17 protein-coding genes are annotated in these 20,078 nt (G+C 47.8%); 6 read left to right on the top strand and 11 right to left on the bottom strand.

From position 1 onward, the window contains the following. Positions 1-8: 8 nt before the first annotated feature. Genes B7360_RS12520 through B7360_RS12510 form a run of 3 tightly spaced genes read right to left on the bottom strand, consistent with a single transcriptional unit; the run spans position 9 to position 3,911 of the window. Positions 9-1,163: an acyl-CoA dehydrogenase family protein gene (locus B7360_RS12520; RefSeq protein ID WP_085343637.1), complete on the bottom strand. Its 1,155-nt coding sequence runs from the start codon at positions 1,161-1,163 to the stop codon at positions 9-11. Between the two features lie 19 nt (positions 1,164-1,182). Continuing rightward, complete coding sequence (locus B7360_RS12515; RefSeq protein ID WP_085343636.1) at positions 1,183-2,676, bottom strand: CoA-acylating methylmalonate-semialdehyde dehydrogenase; 1,494 nt, start codon at positions 2,674-2,676, stop codon at positions 1,183-1,185. Between the two features lie 23 nt (positions 2,677-2,699). Then, on the bottom strand, positions 2,700-3,911 hold the full coding sequence (locus B7360_RS12510) for a thiolase family protein (RefSeq protein WP_085343635.1): 1,212 nt from the start codon (positions 3,909-3,911) through the stop codon (positions 2,700-2,702). A gap of 277 nt (positions 3,912-4,188) precedes the next feature. Between B7360_RS12510 and B7360_RS12505 the strand changes: the two genes are divergently transcribed. The 5 genes from B7360_RS12505 to B7360_RS12485 all read left to right on the top strand — a co-directional run bounded on the left by B7360_RS12505 (position 4,189) and on the right by B7360_RS12485 (position 9,206). Beyond that, positions 4,189-4,563, top strand: coding sequence for a MerR family DNA-binding transcriptional regulator (locus B7360_RS12505; RefSeq protein WP_012842485.1), 375 nt, complete (start codon positions 4,189-4,191; stop codon positions 4,561-4,563). Between the two features lie 66 nt (positions 4,564-4,629). Further along, positions 4,630-5,799, top strand: a complete 1,170-nt coding sequence (locus tag B7360_RS12500) for an isovaleryl-CoA dehydrogenase (protein WP_085343634.1) — start codon at positions 4,630-4,632, stop codon at positions 5,797-5,799. A 25-nt stretch (positions 5,800-5,824) separates the two neighbouring features. Next, complete coding sequence (locus B7360_RS12495; protein ID WP_085343633.1) at positions 5,825-7,429, top strand: carboxyl transferase domain-containing protein; 1,605 nt, start codon at positions 5,825-5,827, stop codon at positions 7,427-7,429. 29 nt (positions 7,430-7,458) lie between these two features. Beyond that, entirely contained in the window at positions 7,459-8,298 is an 840-nt protein-coding gene (locus B7360_RS12490; RefSeq protein ID WP_085343632.1) for an enoyl-CoA hydratase-related protein, read from the top strand. Next, positions 8,298-9,206 (top strand): hydroxymethylglutaryl-CoA lyase, encoded by a 909-nt coding sequence (locus B7360_RS12485; RefSeq protein WP_085343631.1) that lies wholly within the window; start codon positions 8,298-8,300, stop codon positions 9,204-9,206. Before B7360_RS12490 ends, B7360_RS12485 begins: the two co-directional genes overlap by 1 nt. 8 nt (positions 9,207-9,214) lie before the next feature. Here the strand turns inward: B7360_RS12485 and B7360_RS12480 are convergent, their stop codons facing one another. From B7360_RS12480 to B7360_RS12460, 5 genes are all read right to left on the bottom strand, one after another. Then, positions 9,215-9,766: a DUF2301 domain-containing membrane protein gene (locus B7360_RS12480; RefSeq protein WP_085343630.1), complete on the bottom strand. Its 552-nt coding sequence runs from the start codon at positions 9,764-9,766 to the stop codon at positions 9,215-9,217. 40 nt (positions 9,767-9,806) lie between these two features. Next, entirely contained in the window at positions 9,807-10,685 is an 879-nt protein-coding gene (locus B7360_RS12475) for a DMT family transporter (protein WP_054868211.1), read from the bottom strand. 211 nt (positions 10,686-10,896) lie between these two features. Then, positions 10,897-13,944 (bottom strand): FAD-binding and (Fe-S)-binding domain-containing protein, encoded by a 3,048-nt coding sequence (locus B7360_RS12470; protein WP_085343629.1) that lies wholly within the window; start codon positions 13,942-13,944, stop codon positions 10,897-10,899. Between the two features lie 55 nt (positions 13,945-13,999). Continuing rightward, on the bottom strand, positions 14,000-14,869 hold the full coding sequence (locus B7360_RS12465) for an amidohydrolase (RefSeq protein WP_085343628.1): 870 nt from the start codon (positions 14,867-14,869) through the stop codon (positions 14,000-14,002). 58 nt (positions 14,870-14,927) lie between these two features. After that, positions 14,928-15,821 (bottom strand): alpha/beta hydrolase, encoded by an 894-nt coding sequence (locus B7360_RS12460; RefSeq protein WP_005375755.1) that lies wholly within the window; start codon positions 15,819-15,821, stop codon positions 14,928-14,930. A gap of 154 nt (positions 15,822-15,975) precedes the next feature. Here B7360_RS12460 and B7360_RS12455 point away from each other — a divergent pair, with 154 nt between their 5' ends. Continuing rightward, positions 15,976-16,932 (top strand): GlxA family transcriptional regulator, encoded by a 957-nt coding sequence (locus B7360_RS12455; RefSeq protein WP_085343627.1) that lies wholly within the window; start codon positions 15,976-15,978, stop codon positions 16,930-16,932. 37 nt (positions 16,933-16,969) lie between these two features. Here the strand turns inward: B7360_RS12455 and B7360_RS12450 are convergent, their stop codons facing one another. The 3 genes from B7360_RS12450 to B7360_RS12440 are packed head-to-tail and all read right to left on the bottom strand — an operon-like array spanning position 16,970 to position 20,068. Next, positions 16,970-18,328 carry an MmgE/PrpD family protein gene (locus tag B7360_RS12450; protein WP_085343626.1) on the bottom strand — a complete coding sequence of 453 codons (1,359 nt, stop codon included), beginning with the start codon at positions 18,326-18,328 and terminating at the stop codon, positions 16,970-16,972. Between the two features lie 17 nt (positions 18,329-18,345). Beyond that, entirely contained in the window at positions 18,346-19,182 is an 837-nt protein-coding gene (locus tag B7360_RS12445) for a nitrilase-related carbon-nitrogen hydrolase (RefSeq protein ID WP_085343625.1), read from the bottom strand. Positions 19,183-19,186: 4 nt separating this feature from the next. Further along, positions 19,187-20,068 (bottom strand): glycine betaine ABC transporter substrate-binding protein, encoded by an 882-nt coding sequence (locus B7360_RS12440; RefSeq protein ID WP_085343624.1) that lies wholly within the window; start codon positions 20,066-20,068, stop codon positions 19,187-19,189. Positions 20,069-20,078: the final 10 nt, after the last annotated feature.

Genomic DNA, 20,078 nt, shown 5'->3' with positions numbered 1-20,078 from the left:
ATACTTCGCTACAGCAAGGTCGACTCCTCAGAGAGCAAACGGCGCGCGATGATTAAACGCATAATTTCGTTCGTTCCCTCCAGAATTTGATGCACACGCACATCTCTGAAATGACGTTCCATTGGATACTCTTTGATATAACCATAGCCGCCATAAAGCTGCAGCGCTTGGTCGCAAACATGAAAGCCCACATCGGTTGCGAACCGTTTTGCCATCGCGCAATAAGCAGTGGCATCTGGGTCATTTCGGTCGAGCTTACTGGCGGCATAGCGCACCAACTGCCGCGCAGCCACTAGCTCTGTCGCCATGTCTGCCAATTTGAATTGTAAGGCTTGAAACTGCGCAAGCGGCTTGCCGAACTGCTTACGTTCTTGAATGTACCGTGTCGCCTGATTAAGGGCCTGTTGAGCCGTACCGACGGAGCAGGTCGCAATGTTTATACGCCCTCCATCAAGCCCTTTCATCGCAAAGACAAAACCTTGCCCTTCTTCGCCCAGTAAATGGCTAGCTGGAATAACGACATTTTCAAAAGTAACCGCTCGTGTTGGTTGGCTGTTCCAACCCATTTTGGGTTCTTTGCGCCCATAGCTGATACCATCTGTTTGAGCAGGAACAACAAATGCAGACACGCCTTTGGCCCCCGCTTCTCCGGTTCTCGCCATCACGACCAAAACATCTGTCTCTCCTGCGCCAGAGATAAAGGTTTTGCCACCGTTGAGGACATACTTATCTCCCTTTTTTGTAGCGGAAGTGGTCAGTGCAGCGGCGTCTGATCCTGCGTTGGGCTCGGTTAAGCAATAGGAGCCTAACCATTCCCCCGTAACTAACTTCGGGCAGAACTGCGTTTTGGTTTCATCGTTAGCAAAACTGGCTATCATCCAACTGACCATGTTGTGAATCGTCATAAACGCCGTAGTGGACGTACATCCCATGGCCAGTTGTTCAAAGATAATTGACGCATCTATGCGACTCAGCCCTAGGCCACCTTGCGCTTCTGGAGTGTAGAGACTGAGAAACCCCAGTTCTCCCGCCTCTCTCAATACGTCTTTGGGGAAGATCTGTTTTTCATCCCACTCCGCCGCCATCGGCGCTAAACGCTCATCGGCAAATTGCTGAGCGGTATCGGCAAATGCACGTTGATCTTCATTAAGTTCAAAGTCCATAAAAGCTCCTTCTATTCACTCAGCGCAGTTGGATGGTCAGATTAGGCCCCGTTGGAATATCGTCATCAAACCAACGTGCCGTCACCGTTTTAGTCTCGGTATAAAAACGTACCGCTTGTTTACCATACGCATGCAAATCGCCATAGAAACTGCCTCTCCAGCCTGTAAAAGAGAAAAATGGCAAAGGTACCGGAATAGGCACATTGATCCCGACCTGACCAACTTGAATGTCATGCTGATATTTTCTTGCAGCAGCGCCATTAGCCGTAAAAATGGAAGTGCCGTTCCCGTATGGGTTGCGATTCACTAACTCAATGGCTTCTTGTAACGTATCCACTTCCATGCAAACTAAAACAGGGCCAAATATCTCTTGCGTGTAAATCGACATATTCGTTGTTACACCGCTAAACAAGGTTGGGCCAATCCAGTTTCCATCGGGAAAGCCTTCCACTTCACACTGACTGCCATCCAGTTCACACACTGCGCCTTGTTGTTTGCCATCTTCAATTAGGTCTAATACGCGTTGTTTGGCTTGTTCACTGATGAGAGGACCATAAGCAGCTTGCTCATCGTCCCAAGGCCCTGGGTGTACTTTCGCCATTGCCTGTTTGAGGTCTGTAATCCATTGTTTTGAATCGCCGACAAATACCGCAACAGAAATCGCCATACAACGTTGCCCCGCTGCCCCAACGGAGGCCCCCACTAGGTTATTCACCACTTGTTCTTTGTTCGCATCAGGCATGATCACCATGTGATTTTTAGCACCAGCAAAAGCTTGAACGCGTTTAAAGTGTTTCGTACCCGTGGTGTAGATATAACGGGCAACAGGAACCGAGCCAACAAATGACACCGCTCGAATGTCAGGATGAGCCAGTAGGAAGTCGACTTGGTCTTTGCAACCGTGAACGATTTGCAACACTCCTTTCGGCGCGCCAGCTTGCTCAAATAGTTCGGCTAAACGAATAGAGGTCAACGGCACTTGTTCGGAGGGTTTAAGCACAAACGTATTGCCCGCCGCGATAGCGATTGGGAACATCCACAACGGAATCATGGCAGGAAAGTTAAACGGCGTGATGCCGCAACACACACCTAGGGGCTGAATCATTGAGTAACTATCAATATCCGTGGCAACATTTTCGACGGTTTCGCCCATCAAATTGCTGGCAATGTTTGCAGCCTGCTCAACCACCTCTATGCCTCGCCACACATCGCCTTTAGCATCCACTAAAATCTTACCCGTTTCATGAGAAAGCAGTGTGGCAAGATCATCATGATGTTCTTTGAGAAGGTGCTGATAACGAAGCATGACTCTGGCACGCTCGGATACTGCCACTTCCTTCCAGGATTGGAATGTCTCTTTCGCATTATCAATGGCGGCTTCCATCTCGTGGTCCGTTGAGCAGGGAACGTACGCAATGACATCATTAGTGGCGGGATTGGTCACCTCGATCCAATCCGAAGTTTGAGATTCACGAAACTCTCCACCAATAAACAAGGGAACTAAACGAGTCATCATTTACTCCTTTCTGATTTCAATTAAAGCGGTATTTCAATGCCTATCGCCGTTGCCTCTCCACCACCGATACAAAGTGACGCAACGCCTCGCATCACTTTTTTGGCGTCTAGATCACCGTCGGTACCTAAAGCTTGTAGCTGACGCAAACTATGAATCAATGTCACCAGAATTCGTGCGCCACTTGCGCCTATCGGATGCCCCAGTGCACACGCTCCGCCTTTAATATTGACTTTACTCATATCAAGCCCAAGTTCTGCTACCGCGATTTGTGTCACGACAGCAAAGGCTTCATTTATCTCCCACAGATCCACTTCGTCAATTGACCAATCCAATTGAGACAACAACTGTTCAATCGCATAAACGGGAGCCAAAGTATATTCAGCAGGTTTTCTGGCGTGTGTGGCGTGAGACTTGATAACGGCGAGTGGCTCAAGACCTTGGTGGATCGCAGTCTCTTCATCCATTAGAACAAGCGCTGCAGCGCCATCGGAAATCGCACTCGAATTAGCAGCGGTCACCGTGCCTTTTTTATCGAATGCAGGTTTGAGTTGAGGGATTTTATCCAGATCAACCGAGCGCGGGTGCTCATCGTAATCCAGCGTTCCTTGTTCAGACTTGGTGTTGAATTCAATCGGTGACAGCTCGTCGGCAAATAAGCCTCGTTCTTGAGCTTCCAACGCACGTTTTGCCGACATCACTGCCCATTCGTCCATTTGCTCTCTGGTAAACTTAAGCCTATCTGCGACGTGCTGAGCATAAACACCCATTAAGTGCCCTTCGTACGCATCTTGCAGTCCATCGAGAAACATGTGGTCATACGTCGACTGGTGGCCCATGCGCATTCCCTTTCTCGCCTCTTTCAATAAATACGGCGCATTGGTCATACTCTCCATACCACCAGCAATGGCCGTTCGAATCGTTCCAGCTTTGATAAGATCGTGCGCCAACATGACGCTCTTCATGCCGGAACCACACACTTTATTGATAGTCGTGCACCCTACACTCATGGGTAAATCCGCACCAATTGCCGCTTGTCTCGCCGGGGCTTGCCCACAACCAGCAGGGAGCACACATCCCATAAAAACTTCATCTACAGATGTCACATTCACTTCATGCGTCGCAGCCTTTATCGCTAGTGCACCTAATTGAGGAGCGGAGTAAGTTTGCAACTTTCCTTGAAAGCGCCCGATCGGCGTTCTCTTCGCGCTGACAATCCAGATGTCTTTTTCCATGATTCGCATTCCCTTGAGGTATATGTGAACACTAGACTGACTGATAACGCCCTTGCATGACATTGCTTACCAAGTGCTACGCCAGTCTTTGTCGCCCTTTCTCACTGACAAACTTTCATACTGCGATTTCTTGACGTTTACGTAAGCATAGCACTAGCCTTTACAATGAGATGAAAAAACACACCAAGTAGGCGTTTATCTTTCAAAATTTGCGTTCGGCCTTTCCGTTGAAGGTTCGATTTCCAGAAACTGGATTTTTATTCGAGGTAAGTATGTTATGGAAAAATACAAGATCAGTGACCTCGCCAAGGAGTTTGATATTACCACTCGCAGTATCCGGTTTTATGAGGACGTAGGTCTGATTGAACCAGAGCGAAAAGGCAACATGCGCGTTTATCAACGCAGAGATAAAATTCGTCTCAAACTGATTTTGAGAGGGAAACGGCTCGGTTTTTCACTGGCAGAAATTCGTGAACTTTTCGAGCTCTATGACATGCAACAAACAGAAGGACAGTTATTGAAAATGCTCAATATCATTGAAGAGAAACAAGCAGTCCTACAACAGCAACTCAATGACATCAGCGTCGTAATGGCAGAGTTGAATGCCGCTAAAGAACGCTGTATTCAAACACTCAAAAGCAAAGAGACATAACCGCTATACTCAAATAGCGACACTGCAATCGGCTTTTCCACCTTACCTCTGATATCGGGAGACGTTATGAAAAGCACCTACGCCCCACTGAATTTCGGACTTGGTGATACCATCGATATGCTCCGAGACCACGTTAATGCCTTTTCTACGGAACATATTGCTCCCATCGCCGCAGATATAGACCGCGATAACCAGTTTCCGAAGCATTTGTGGCCTTTGTTTGGAGATATGGGGTTACTTGGTGTCACCGTCGATGAAGAATTTGGTGGTGCAGGCATGGGATACCTCGCTCACGTTGTGGCGATGGAAGAAATCAGCCGTGCCTCTGCCTCCGTCGCTTTAAGCTACGGCGCTCATTCTAATCTGTGCGTCAATCAGATCTTTCGCAATGGCACCCCTTCTCAACGCAAGAAATACCTTCCCAAACTCATCGATGGTACGCACGTTGGCGCCCTAGCGATGAGCGAGCCCAATGCCGGTTCAGACGTGATAAGCATGCAACTGAAAGCGGAGAACAAGGGCGACCATTTTGTACTGAATGGCAACAAAATGTGGATCACCAACGGTCCCGACGCTGACATAGTGGTGCTTTACGCTAAAACGGATGTCAGCGCAGGTTCACGAGGTATTACCGCATTCATTGTTGAACGCAACGTCGAAGGTTTCAGCCATGCTCAAAAGCTGGACAAACTAGGCATGAGGGGCTCGAACACTTGCGAACTTGTATTTAACAATTGCGTAGTGCCGAAAGAGAATATTCTTGGCGAGCTGAATCAAGGCGTCGAGGTGTTAATGAGTGGACTAGATTACGAGCGCGTCGTCCTTGCTGCCGGACCACTCGGGATAATGCAAGCTTGCATGGACATTGTGGTCCCGTACGTACATGAACGAAAGCAGTTCGGAAAATCCATTGGCGAGTTTCAGTTAGTTCAGGGCAAGCTCGCCGATATGTACTCTCGAATGAGTGCAGCAAAAGCGTATGTATATACCGTCGCAGCGGCTTGTGATCGAGGTAACGCAACACGCAAAGATGCCGCAGGAGCGATTCTGTACAGTGCAGAACTCGCCACACAAATGGCACTTGATGCAATACAGTTGCTCGGTGGGAATGGCTACATCAATGAATACCCTGCTGGTCGTTTGCTACGTGATGCAAAGCTTTATGAAATCGGCGCGGGTACCTCAGAGATTCGCCGCATGTTAATAGGCCGAGAACTGTTCGAAGAATCTCGCTAAAGGAACATACGACAAGGAAGTCATTATGGCCATTATCAAAAGTAAAACTAAGCCAACTGACGAGTTATTTCTTTCCAATAAAGCTGCGATGGAAACGTTGGTCACTCAACTGAATCAACACATCGAGACCATCAAACAGGGAGGCGGTGAAAAAGCCATTCAGCACCAGAGGCAAAAAGGAAAACTCCCCGCCCGAGAACGCATCGCGCGCTTGCTTGATGACAACACTGATTTTCTTGAAATTAGCCAGTTTGCCGCCTGGCAAGTGTATGACGAATCCATCCCCTGCGCTGGCGTTATCGCCGGCATTGGTTTCATAGCGGGGATTCAATGTATGGTCATCGCCAACGATGCTTCGGTAAAAGGCGGAACCTACTACCCACTCACGGTAAAAAAACACCTTAGAGCGCAAGAGATAGCCCAACGTTGCCAACTCCCCTGCGTATACTTGGTGGACTCCGGTGGCGCAAATCTCCCTCATCAGTCCGACGTCTTCCCCGACAAAGAACACTTTGGTCGCATTTTCTTTAACCAAGCGAGGATGTCAGCAAAAGGCATCCCTCAAGTTGCTGTTGTGATGGGGCTTTGCACTGCTGGGGGCGCATATGTTCCTGCCATGGCGGATGTGTCCATTATGGTCAAAGAGCAAGGCACCATATTTTTGGCGGGACCGCCTCTGGTGAAAGCGGCCACTGGCGAAGTCGTGACGGGTGAAGAGCTCGGCGGTGCAGACGTGCATTGTCGTAAATCTGGTGTTGCTGATTATTACGCTGAAAATGATGAGCATGCCCTAATGCTTGCCCGAGAAGCCATTGCCAATGCCAATAGAGCGAAACCGATTAAGCCGGAAAACACCGTGCTACCTCCCCGCTACGATGCTGAAGAAATCTACGGAATCGTGAATGCCAACTTACGACTATCATTCGACGTCCGAGAAATCATCGCCCGCATCGTCGATGATTCTGATTTCGACGAATTCAAAGCCTTGTACGGCAGAACGTTAGTGTGTGGCTTTACTCGCGTTCACGGACACTTGATCGGCATTGTGGCAAACAACGGCATCTTGTTTTCTGAATCGGCACAAAAAGGCGCGCACTTTATTGAACTTTGCGCCAAACGGAAAACACCGCTTCTCTTTCTCCAAAACATTACCGGATTTATGGTTGGGAAAAAGGTGGAAGAAGAAGGCATCGCAAAACATGGCGCCAAGCTGGTGATGGCCGTCGCTTGTGCTGACGTACCAAAGTTTACCGTAATCATCGGTGGGTCGTACGGCGCTGGCAATTATGGCATGTGCGGCCGAGCTTATGATCCAACCATGATGTGGATGTGGCCGAACGCGCGTATTTCTGTGATGGGCGGAGAACAAGCGGCAGGCGTCTTAACACAAGTGCGAAAAGACGCGAAGGAACGCCAGGGGGAAGCGTGGTCAGAGCAAGAAGAACACACTTTTAGAAAATCAATCATAGACTTGTATGAAACACAAGGACATCCCTATTTTGCGAGCGCTCGGCTATGGGATGACGGAATTATTGACCCCAAACAAACGCGTCAGGTGTTGAGTCAAGCGCTAACGGCAGCATTAAATGCCCCCATTCCTGATAGCGAGTTTGGCGTCTTCAGAATGTAAATATCCAGAGATAAATTAAGGAAGTAAGTATGCAGGAAATGCAACCAAGCATTATTCCCAACGCCCAAAGACAAGATGATGTTCTTTGGCATGTCGATGACAATGGCGTAGCGACCATCACTCTAAACAGAACAACCAAGCACAATGCTTTTGATGCTTGTACGATCGACTTGCTGATCCACCGCCTAGATTATCTCGCTTTACGAACGGATGTGCGATGCTTGGTATTAAAAAGTAACGGCAAGCACTTTTCATCCGGGGCCGACCTGAATTGGATGCAGTCGATGGCCGATAGCACGAGGCAAGATAATTTCGTTGATGCCCAAAACTTGGCAAGACTCATGGAAACACTAGATTCGTTCCCTCAACCCACCATCGCGGTTGTACAAGGCTCCGCTTACGGCGGCGCGCTGGGATTGATTTGTTGCAGTGATATCGCCATCGCGAGCCAATGTGCTAACTTTTGCTTAAGTGAAGTTAAGCTTGGTTTAGTTCCGGCAACCATTGCACCCTACGTCATGCGCGCGATGGGGAATCGACAAGCCAGACGTTATATTTTAAGTGGTGAAGTCATTTCAGCCGAGGATGCCGAACGGTTTGGTATTGTGCACGAAGTGAAAGAAGCCAAACAACTTGAAAGTGCGGTCGATAGCGTGATCAAGACGTTACTACTAAATAGCCCAGATGCGATGCGTAAAGCAAAAACGCTCTGTCACCAATGTCATCAAAACCCGATCGATCAACAACTGATTCACTATACCAGCAAGCTCATTGCAGACATTAGGGTATCGCCACAAGGCCAAGATGGCTTGCAAGCGTTTTTTGAAAAACGAAGCCCAAGTTGGATCACCAAATCACAGGACAAGTAATGCTGCCTTCCAAAGTAAATATTGTCGAAGTAGGTCCACGAGATGGGTTGCAAAATGAATCTCCTGTTGCGACCCAGACTAAAATCCGGTTGATCAACTTACTCTCTGATACTGGGCTAACGCATATTGAGGCGGGCTCTTTTGTTTCGCCCAAATGGGTGCCACAAATGGCGGACTCAACAGAGGTCATGAAAGCAATAACAAGGCGAAATCATGTTACTTATTCTGCCCTGACACCAAACCTAAAAGGCTTCGAACAAGCCTTGGAGGCTGGTGCCAATCAGGTCGCAATTTTCACTTCATCATCAGAAGGATTCTGCCAACACAATATCAATTGCTCGATTGCAGAAAGTTTAACTCGCTTCGAGCCTGTAATGCGATTAGCCACCAAACACGGCATCCCTGTTCGAGGTTATCTATCCTGCGTTGCCGATTGCCCTTACGACGGTCCGACAGACCCTAGGCAGGTGGCGAGCGTGACCAAATCCCTCATCGATTTAGGGTGCTATGAGGTGTCTCTAGGTGACACCATCGGCACAGGCACGCCAAATCGAATTGCAGCCATGCTGGAAGCCGTCATGTTGGTTACACCTCTCCCCCAACTTGCTGTCCATTTCCACGATACATGGGGACAAGCGCTCGCCAATATTCATCAAGCATTAAGTATGGGCATCAATACCATCGACAGTAGTGTAGCTGGGCTAGGTGGATGCCCATACGCTCATGGGGCCTCGGGGAATGTCGCGACGGAGGATGTACTGTATTTATGCCAAGGATTAGGGATCGAAACGGGGATCGACTTGGAGCTGTTAGCAAAAGCTGGCTGGATGATCAGCGAAGAGCTTAATCGAGAACCCACGTCAAAAGTATCGCTAGCTTTGCGTAACCGTATGACATCTCTAACTTAAGGCGTTTATTAAACCTCGTAGTTTGCTTTGATACCAATATCAAAATGAAGTGGCATCCGCCACTTTGATATAGACAGGAAGCCCATAATTAAGCCAGACAACCCTGTTGCAATAGTCGCTACCGTCAGTATTTCGAAACAAAACGCAAAGGTTGCGATGACAAGTAGCACTGGCACCGCTTTCAAGCCTGGAACTTTAAAACAAAAGGATTCTTTCAGCGCCACACCGGAAAAAGTGACAAAGACAAAACCAAGAGAAAGCCACACGCGGGATAAGTCTGGATCGCTCACCATGAAGAGCAGTCCCACCCAAGTTGACCAGCTGATGACAGTACGCACAGTTTTACTGTAGACATGGATATTTGCTGCAGTTAATACGCCTGCAATGGCGATGAGCAGCAACACATTTCGATCATAAAATGCCGAACCTTCAATAAGGTGCAAACCCGATATCGTCATCGCGATAAGTCCAAAGGCAAATACGCTAATTCCTAAACGGTATAAACAGACACTTAAAATATCTAAAAAGTCTAGTGATTCCTGATACTCAGTATTGGCCATGCTTCACTCCTAAATTGTTCCCTACCCAAACCTCTTGAAGCTACCTAGGGATAGACAAACGAAATCGACCGCCAGTACGATAAATAATAAGAGAGAATAAGATAAGCACACAGCCTACTAGCTTATTTGCCGTTAGCACTTCGCCATACCACAGCACGCTTAGAATGACGGTCCAAACTGGCTCTAATATCATGATCAAGGCAGCATTACCTGCCTGAACAAATTTTTGCCCCATGGTTTGCATTACGTAACGCAAGCTCGTCGCTAGCAAAGTGCTCAACGCGAACCACCACCAAATGGAGGAGTCAACCTCTGCCGGAAAAGACTCCATAAAGAAAGAAACCAACAAACCTAAACAACCAGCAGAAAAAAGCTGCACGCAAGTAAGCAGCAACACAGGTAATTTTTGAGAGTATTTACTGTTCACATTAAAATGAAGCGCAAGAACCAGTGCCGCCCCAAGAAACCAAAATTGACTGGCCGATTGCTTCCAGCCGCCAACTAAAGAGAGACAGGCTAGACCTAACACCGCGATAGGCAAAGAAAGCCAGAAAATTCGTTGTGGTCGTTGACGAAACATAACCCACGCAACAATAGGCACAAATAGCATGGAGAGACTCATGATAAATGCGCCTTCTCCGAGCGTATCGCTGATGGAGATGGCGTAAATCCATGTCATAACGGCACTGCCTAACAGGAGCCCGACACCACCAGCAGAAAGCACATCTCTCAAATTCGCTTTCAGAAAAGGTCGATAGCACAATGGCAACAGACAGAGCGATGCAATAGTAAATCGCGCCCCGATAAAGCCAAAAGGTGGTAAGCCCTGTATTGTTTCCTTAGAAAAGATCCAACCAAGTGCCGCGATCATCGTTGTCGCAACCAGAATAACCGTCGCTTTGCGTTCTGAGTTAAACATAAGTACTCACAAAATATGGAACACAGTATCGCAGCAAGGGAAGTTTGCTGCGCTGTTGTATCAATTTGAAAGGAGTTTCTGTCGAGCGAAAGTGAAAGCCCGATTCTCTCCTGTGTTGTTGTTACGCAGATTGAAGTTCTGCGGTCGGATACATTAAAGGCAGGTAAAGTCTTAAGGCAAGCGTTTTCGTATACTAAATTGCCTAAGCATCTTATGCACTAAACAAACTGGCTAAAACTTGGACCGGATGTCGAACTACCTGCCCTTCAAAACGCTTAACTTGACTGCGACAGGAATACCCCGTGGCTAACACACGCTCAGTGGGCAGGTTCTTTATATTCGGTTTCCAACTCAGTTGATAAATAGCTTCAGACGTACTTTTCTTATCCACTTCATGGCCGAATGTCCCTGCCATACCGCAACATCCCGCAGGTATCACATGCAGTTTTAAGCCAAAGTGATGAAAAATAGACTGCCAAGATTTCTCAGTCTGCGGTATTTTGGTCTTTTCTGTGCAATGCGCCATCAAATACCAAGGCTCTTCATCCGATGCGCGTACGACTGGCCATTCATTGAGTGTATCCACCAGCCATTCATGAGCCGTATAAACTGTAAATTCGCCCCGCTTTTCTTTTAGAACCTGATGGTATTCATCACGATAACAAAGCACTAAGGCTGCATCGATACCGATCATAGGAATTTCAAGCTCAGCAACTTGGTTGAGAAAATCCGAGGTGTTTTGTGCATTTCTGGCGAATGCCTTAAGGAAACCTTTTACATGTTGAGCTTTCCCATTGGGTTTGAAAGGCAGAACAACAGGGTGTTTCCCTAACCGCTGCAATAACTGAATAAAGTCCGCAACCAACTCGGCTTCATAAAAGCTGGTAAATGGATCTTGAACAATCAAGACGTAATTTTGCTTCACTTCTGGGGAAAGCGATTCTAGATACGCAAAGTCGAACGGGCTCACGCCAAGTGCCTGACATCGACTTTGCAACGTAGGGATCGATAGCACTGGCGAATCAACAAAACCGATGGATGTCTCTAATACTTGCGTAACAGGCCTACTAGATGCAATTTGATTAACCAGCTTGGGAGCTTTTGCCATAATCGGCAGCAGTTGCTCAATATTCGACACCAGATAGTCGCGCAGAGGTCTGCGATAACGCGAGTGATAGAGGTGTAAAAAACGTGCTCTAAAATCAGGCACATCAACTTTTACAGGACACTGACTCGCACATGCTTTGCACGCTAGACAACCGTTCATCACCTCATAAACTTCATGCGATAAATCATCAAATGCGGGGCGAGATATCAGTTGACTCAGCTTCTGAGCCAAAAGCTTGACCGATAATGTTTGATTGAGAAGCTGTTGTTCGTTAGCGAGCAAATCGAAGCCACTGTCATTAAGGCGACGCAGCCATTCACGCATTATCCCAGCCCTCCCTTTCGGAGAGTGGCGACGATCGGCTGTTACTTTAAATGATGGACACATTGGGCTATCAGCATCGTAATTAAAACACAGCCCATTGCCATTGCAAGACAGCACGGGCTTAAGCGACTCTCGGACTTCTAAGGGGATCTGACGATCATAGTAGCCACGCTTGGTCGCTGTGACTTTTACCATTTCAGCGTCGCTATTCAGTGGTGTGCAAATCTTCCCCGGATTCATTTTATTGTCGGGGTCAAACGCCGCTTTAATACGCCTTAATTCAGTAAAGAGCTCATCACCAAAGAAGGCTGGTCCATATTCTGAGCGATATCCTTTACCGTGCTCTCCCCACATTAAGCCATTGTATTTTGCCACCAGCGCGACTACATCATCGGACAGTTGATGCATCAACGCTTCTTGCTCAGGGTCACACATATCGAGCGCCGGACGCACGTGAAGGACGCCAGCATCCACATGCCCAAACATGCCATAATGCAGGTTATTGCTGTCTAGCAACATACGAAATTCCGCGATAAAGTCCGCCAAATTTTCAGGCGGCACACAGGTATCTTCCGCGAATGCAATCGGTTTTGCCTGCCCTTTGGTCGCGCCAAGCAGCCCGACCGCTTTCTTGCGCATGCCATAAATGGCCTGGATGTCTTGGGGTTCGCGACAGACTTGATAACCGATGATACCACTGCGTCGGTGAGCCATTTCTTTATCGAGAATTGAAAGTAAACGTTCAACTTTATTCTCAATATCATCGTCGTGACTGCCTGCGAACTCGACAAAGTTAATCCCTTGCATCTCTTTGCCCCGTACATCTGAGATCGCGTGTTTTACCGAGTGCCAGACAATGTCTTCTCTTGCAAGATTGAGCACCTTTGCATCAACCGTCTCTACCGATAGCGCCTCTGCTTCGACCATCAAGGGAGCATTTCGCAATGCAGAATCAAAGCTATCGTATTTAACGTTCACTAACCGTCGCGTGGTAGGTATTCGCGTAAGATTGAGCTTGGCTTCAGTGATAAAAGCTAACGTACCTTCAGAGCCACATAATATTCTCGTGACGTCAAACTCTTCACTCTTGTCGTTTATGGCATTTTTTAGGTCATAACCAGTAAGAAATCGATTCAGAGGAGGAAACTTATCCAGAATCTGTTGACGCTTGTCTCGACAAACTTCCTCCGTAATTTTTAACGCTCGCGATACTGCATCACTGTTTAACCATTTGTTTTGTTGAATTGCTTCGGTATCGAGCACCGAACCATCCGCCAATACGGCTTTGAGTGCCAACACATGATCCGAGGTTTTACCATATTGCAAAGAGCCTTGGCCTGATGCATCGGTATTAATCATCCCACCTAATGTTGCGCGGTTGCTGGTCGACAGATCTGGCGAGAAGAAATAACCATAAGGGCGAACGATGTCATTGAGTTGATCTTTGACTATCCCTGTTTCCACTCTCACCCAGCCTTCCTGCTCGTTAATCTCTAACACTCGATTCATGTAGCGAGACAGGTCAACCACAATCCCCGAGTTCAATGATTGTCCGTTGGTGCCCGTTCCGCCTCCTCTGGGCGAAAAGGTCAGGTGCTTAAATTCATCACGTGCACTGACCTTGCCAAGTATTACCACATCATGATGGTTGGCAGGAAAGACGACCGACAAAGGAAGTTGCTGGTAGACGCTGTTGTCAGTCGCCATACTCAATCGAGTGGTATAACGAGCATCAGTATCCCCCTTGAAACCAAGCTGTTTAAGGGTGTTAAAGAACTTGATAACCAAAGGATCAGAGTAAACCTGTAACGGAAGTGCAGGAAGCATAATTTGAATCAGTGCCTTACGGTTGTCTTTTTAGGTTCATAACATAAATGCGGAGTTAAAAGCGGTAGAGGCGCTTGGGGTTATCGACCAGAATCTTGCCAAACAGTGTCGTATCTTGCGTCCAGTGCCACAAGGTATCTAACAACTGGCCATCATTTGGCATCTCAGCAGCAAAACATGGATGAGGCCAATCCGATCCCCAGACACATTGCTCTTCATTCGCTTCTAACAAAGCTTGAGCAAATGGAGAAACGTCATCATAAGGCGGTGATTGAGGCGACAAACGATACGGTGCCGACAGTTTTGTCCACACTTTGCCTTCAGCTTTAAGCTTCAATAAGGTTTGAAAACCAGGATGAGAAATAAGCTTGTTTGTTGGCATATGTCCAAGATGATCAATCACTACGGGCACGGGTAAAGCCCTTAATCGCTGATATAAGTCATCAAACTGCGAAACATCAATTAAGCATTGAAGGTGCCAGTGTCGCTCTGCAAGGCGAGCCGCTAAACGTTCAACATCACGCCACTCAATACCACCTTTAAACAGTAGATTCATCCGCACCCCACAAAATCCCGCTTCTTGTAGCTCATCCAGCGTTTGCTCGGACACATCCGCATCCACGACCGCGACGCCTTTGTAGTCGTAACCTTGCTGGCGTAAATACCGTAATGTATCAAGATGCAACTGGTTGTCATTGCCATACACACTAGGCTGAACCAGCACGCCATGACGGATGCCTAATTGCTGGTGCAAATGCAGGTACGCGCCGACGCTGGCATCAGGTGGTGTGTAGGTTCGCGTTTCACAGTACGGATAACGTGAAGAAAAAACGTGGGCGTGACAATCAACCGCGCCTTCAGGAATCGCGATTGTTGGTTTATTTACAAATGGGTCCGCCGCTTCACAAAATGGAATTATGCTCATCGAAAATCATCCTGTCAGAAAGGTAGAGGTGCCATCAACGACAGCACCTCTTGAAGACTTAACTGAAGTTCTCACTCAACCAGTTTGCGATCACGCCAGAGAACTGAATAAACTTAGGATCGTCGTCCAACATCCACTCGGTGTGACCACCTTCCGGCAGTAAGAATAGAGATTTCGGCCCAGGGTATTTCGCGTACAGCGACTTTGCTTCGGTCACTGGGTGAAGGTCGTTTTCTGCACCGTGCGCAATCAAGATTGGCGCGTCTGCAAATCGCTCGTCCAGTAGAGCTTCCGGTTTGAAATTGATGAGAGAATCCGCAAAATCCAGATCAGATGTCACGCCGTAGCCCGGCGCTTTGACCAGTTCAGTGAATACATATTCGCGACTTACTGGATCAAGCGGGTAGATTTCAAATGGATCAATACCCTGCTTTTCTCCACCAAGAGCAAGACGTGTACGCTCTTCTAACATAAATTGACGGAACGCTTTCCAGCCGTGCTCGCCACGCTGAGCAACCTGAACACGTACCGCATCATAAAAGCCGTTCATGGAGATAAGGCCATCAATCGCATCTTGGCAAACTCGGTAAGCATCAAGAATTAATCCCCCCGCCATGCCCCAGCCAGCCAGTACGACTTTGCGGCCTTCCTCGTCAGCGCGCTGTTTCACAACCGCAACCGCGTTCGCGATGTCTCGTACTTGTTCATCCAAAATAACTCGCTCACGAATGCCCTCAGATTCACCAAAGCCACGGTAGTCAAATCCGAATACCGTAAAGCCCTTCGCAGTTAAGGCTCTCGCGTAACGCTCTGGGTGAATATTTTTTTGCCCAGTAAAGCCTGAGCAGACAATAACGATCGGTAAGTCTGGGTTGTTAACGTTCTCGTCAGTAAAGAAAGCGCCATCAAGGCGTAGACCATCACTAATTACTGGGGCTTTTTGTTCAATCATAATTATCTCGTCCAAATGAATGTGTATGCTCGACAAAGAACTCCTTGTCTTAAGTCACATCATGTTCGAATTTTGATAGCAATAATTTAACAATTGCGACATTCTTATCCAGAAATACGACATAGATGAACTGCCCACTTGGTGACTACAGAGAATGAAAACGACACACACGTATCGCATTGGTTTTTTCCTTATTCCTGATTTTTCGATGCTCTCTTTTTCGGCAGTTATCGAACCTCTTCGAATGGCCAACCGCCTCGCTGGTTGCGATTTGTATCAGTGGGATATTTATGGATTCGAAGATAAAGAAGTATCGGCCAGTAATGGCGTTTCATTCTCGCCAACACAGTCAGTCAACAACATTGCTCATTTAGACTTGCTTCTAGTTGTGGCAGGTATTGGCGCCCATGTTGCTGCTGCGAGTGGCTCGGTGAATCAGTGGTTAAAGCAAGCGCTTCGTCAAGGCATCGCCGTGGGCTCGACTTCGACAGGCAGCGTGTTGTTAGCAAAAGCTGGGCTATTAAAAAACAAGACGTGTACGGTGCATTGGGAGTCCGCCAACAGCCTGGCAGAGGAGTTTCCAAACATTAACGTGACCAGTGAGTTGTACGAATTCGACCCACGTACACCAACTTGTTCGGGCGGCCTAGCCGGTTTGGATATGATGCTTCATTTAATTACAAACCAACATGGGAGTGACTTGGCGAATCAAGTGGCGGAGCAATGCATTCACCCTGCGATTCGACCAGCGCATGATAAACAGCGGATGTCGTTAATCCGTAAGCACAACATCCGCCACCCGCGCCTACTCGACGCTGTAGAGATCATGGAGGCCAACATGGAAGAACCGCTAAAATGCTATGAAATTGGCGAACAAGTAGGATTATCGGTCAGGCAGATGGAAAGGTTATTTTTACAATACTTGCAAGACAAACCAGGCAATTACTACCTTCAACTGCGCCTAGAGCGCGCTCAACATTTGTTGTTGCAAACCATGTTGTCCATTACTCAAATCAGTACCGCTTGTGGGTTCAGTTCTACATCGTATTTTGCGCGCTGCTACAAAAAACGCTATGAAAAAACGCCGCGTGAAGAGCGACGTTTAACTTAAGATTGAGTAAGAGAAAAGAAGTTCGATCTCTTCGATCTCATATTGACGTGCCAGGCAACGTGTCAGACGACTTATCAGACAACGTGCCTTGGTAAAGCAGTGATAGCCAAGCAAGTATCTGCTCTTTACTGGCTTTATCAAGTTGCAAACATCCCTCTTCTATCGCTGACACGCGTGAAGCGGACAATTCTTTCTCTGCCAAAATGCGAAACTTACCTCGCATCTCGTCTCGACTGAGCGGATTTTCTGGATTACCTCGCGCAATACAGGGAGGCGAAGTCAGTTTGTCGCCATTTTTCAACGTCACCACGACATGCGCCCAGCGTTCGGCTGGAAACTTATCATTGTAAGCAGGCTCTTCAATTAACTTCATCCGCTCCGTAATTGCCAAGCGAGCAGGATCTTTCAGTCCTTTGGTAACGGCTTCTACCGTGACCGTATTATTCATGACCGCACTCGCGACTGAAAATGGCAAACTGTACTGAGCCTGCTCGGTTGTCTCTGGGCGTTTGGTATGCAGGCACACCGCCTGATGAAAGCTATGAACTTCGATAAGTTCAATCTCATCAGGTTCTAGTTTATTTTCTTGTTGCAGCGCTCTCACTGCTTCAACCGCGGGTTGAGCCCAACGACAAACCGGATACGGTTTAAAGTATTGCTCCAGGATATACCAACGCTGCCCTAAATCTGCCCACAAAGCGTGAGTTTGTTGGTCCAGCAGAGTCACGGCTGGCGCGCCAGTAAAGCCCTCTTCTGCCAGCTCTGCACTGGCAAAGCCCGCCATCGCTCCCCAGCCAGAGCCGTCTTTGAGCATGGTTGGATGTTCAATACAACGCATCATTTGGCTGCGCGGGCCATAGAACTCGGCAATGCCGAGCGCATGCTCTGTTTGTGCCTCCGTTAAGCCTTTTCTTCTTGCAGACACCGCGGCGACACCCAACGCATTCCAAGCACCAGAAGTATGATAATCACAAGCGGTTTGATGCAGCGCGATTCCGGCGCGAGTTGCTATTTCGTAGCCAATGACGAGGGACGTTAATAACTCTTCTCCCGTAACTGCTAACTCATGCATACTGGCGAGCAGCCCCGGCAAAACAGCGACGCCAACATGGCCTTTCGTCAGGACTTGGCCGTCGTGCGCGTCCATACTGTCAATCAACATGCCGCCATATAGAGTTGCCCCACAACCACTAGCCGTGTGATCAGAAAACAGCATCGGCGTATCACCGGCAAACTGCTTCTGCGCGAGTTTGGCTACCATGTTTTGCAGCTGCGTCGCTTTACCAGCTGCGGCGACACCTAACAAATCCAAGACGCAATATTTCGCTTGTTCAATAACGTCAGCGGGAAGCTGTTCAAAGGTTAATTCGTGAATAAATCGATGAATAGATTGCATCGTCTACTGCTCCAGTTTTAGCGTTTTGCCTTCGACAATAGTGTTGTGATCAATGGTGTATTGCTGTCTCGCATGGTAGGCAGCTCGAATCTGGCTTTATCAATATCGTCCAATGACAAGGTTGCAGTTATCAAGGTTTCACCGTCTTCTGCCTGCGCCAATAGCTCACCCGTTGCAGACAAAATACAGCTTCCTCCCCAAAACCACGCTTCGCCCTCTGGCCCGTAACGGTTGGCCATCAAAACTGGAGTTCCGTAGAGCACCGCATAAAATTTAACGTTAACTAACCAGTTGTCTTCATTGGAAAAATCTTTACTGACAATACTGCTGGCCGAATTGATCGGCGCGAGCAAGATTTCAGGCTTATCGAGTAGCGCGCAATGAACCAAAGGTGGACTCCATAAATCGGCACAAATTAAAACCGAGCCTCGCCAATTATCATCAAGAGAAACGCTGGTGGTTGCGTCACCAGAATGAAACCACTTGCCCTCTTCAAGCCCACCATAGGTTGGTAAATTGATTTTGCGATGCACAGCAACCACCGTACCACCGAGCAACCAAGCCATCGCGTTGTAGTACTCTCCCGGAGCAGCCTGTTCAACAAAGCCGACAATCACGGACATGTGCGGTGCAAGTTGCGCAAGCTCTTTAAGCCGAGCATCATCACGCTTCATGGCAACTTCACGCACAGAAGATTGGAGCTGGTATCCGGTCAAGGAGAGTTCAGGAAATAGCAATAGCTGCGACCCCAAGGCCGCAGCTTGCTTTATGTAATCCTGATGAGTATTCAGATTGGCATTCACATCGCCTAACTGGGCGTTGATTTGGGCCACACTGACTTGCAGGATAGTCATGGTATTACCCCAAGTTATGCTCAGATAGGAACTGGCTTGCGACTTCTGAGATCGAACGTCGCTCCACATCAACTTGTTGATTCAAAGTCGACATCGTATCGCCATCGATCGCCGCAGAAAGCGCGTTCATTTGCTCGGCAAGCTCTGGGTTCGCATCTAGCGTTTCTTGGCGAACCACAGGTGTGATCGCGTAATCAGGGAAGAACTGTTTGTCATCCGTTAAAACGGTAAAACCGAAAGCTTTGATACGACCATCTGTTGCAAATACAAGCGCAGCATCGACTTCTTTCCCTTTTAGCGCATCATAAGTTAACCCAGTATCCATGCGTTTCACTTGGTCACGTGAAGCTTTGAATTTGTAGGTTTTCTGTAAAGGTCGGAAACCATCTTTTCGTGCATAGAATTCCGCATTCAAAGCGATGGTCATTGGCGGGTCTTGGCGCATTTGCTCGGCGAAGTCGGATAAGGTTGAAATGCCACGTTGTTTCGCATCGTCACTGCGCATAGCGAGCGCGTAGGTGTTGTTCGCTTTTGAAGGGTTAAGCCAAACTAGGCCTTTCTTGGCATCCAGTTCCTTAACGCGTTGATACACTTGCTCTGCTGGGAGCTTATCTTTGACTTTGTTGTAAATGATCAGTGATGTGCCCGTGTATTCCCAATAAAGATCAATCTGGCCGTTTTCTTGCGCTTTACGCAAAACCGCACTGCCCATTCCCGAACGTTTATCAACGTCGTAGCCTTTTTTGGTTAAATATTGAGACGTGATTTCCGTTAAAAGCTGTTGTTCTGTAAAGTTTTTACCACCTACGACGATTTCCGCAGATGCGTGAAAACTTGAAAGCAGTGCACCAACGGCCAGCAAGCGGCGAGTAATTTGCTTCAACATGTTTGACTCC

Origin of the sequence: Vibrio sp. ArtGut-C1 (assembly GCF_002105475.1) — a bacterium.
Classification (GTDB): Bacteria; Pseudomonadota; Gammaproteobacteria; order Enterobacterales; family Vibrionaceae; genus Vibrio; species Vibrio diabolicus.
The sequence above is the reverse complement of the archived record's forward strand: the minus strand, read 5'-3'. Positions and strand labels throughout refer to the sequence as shown.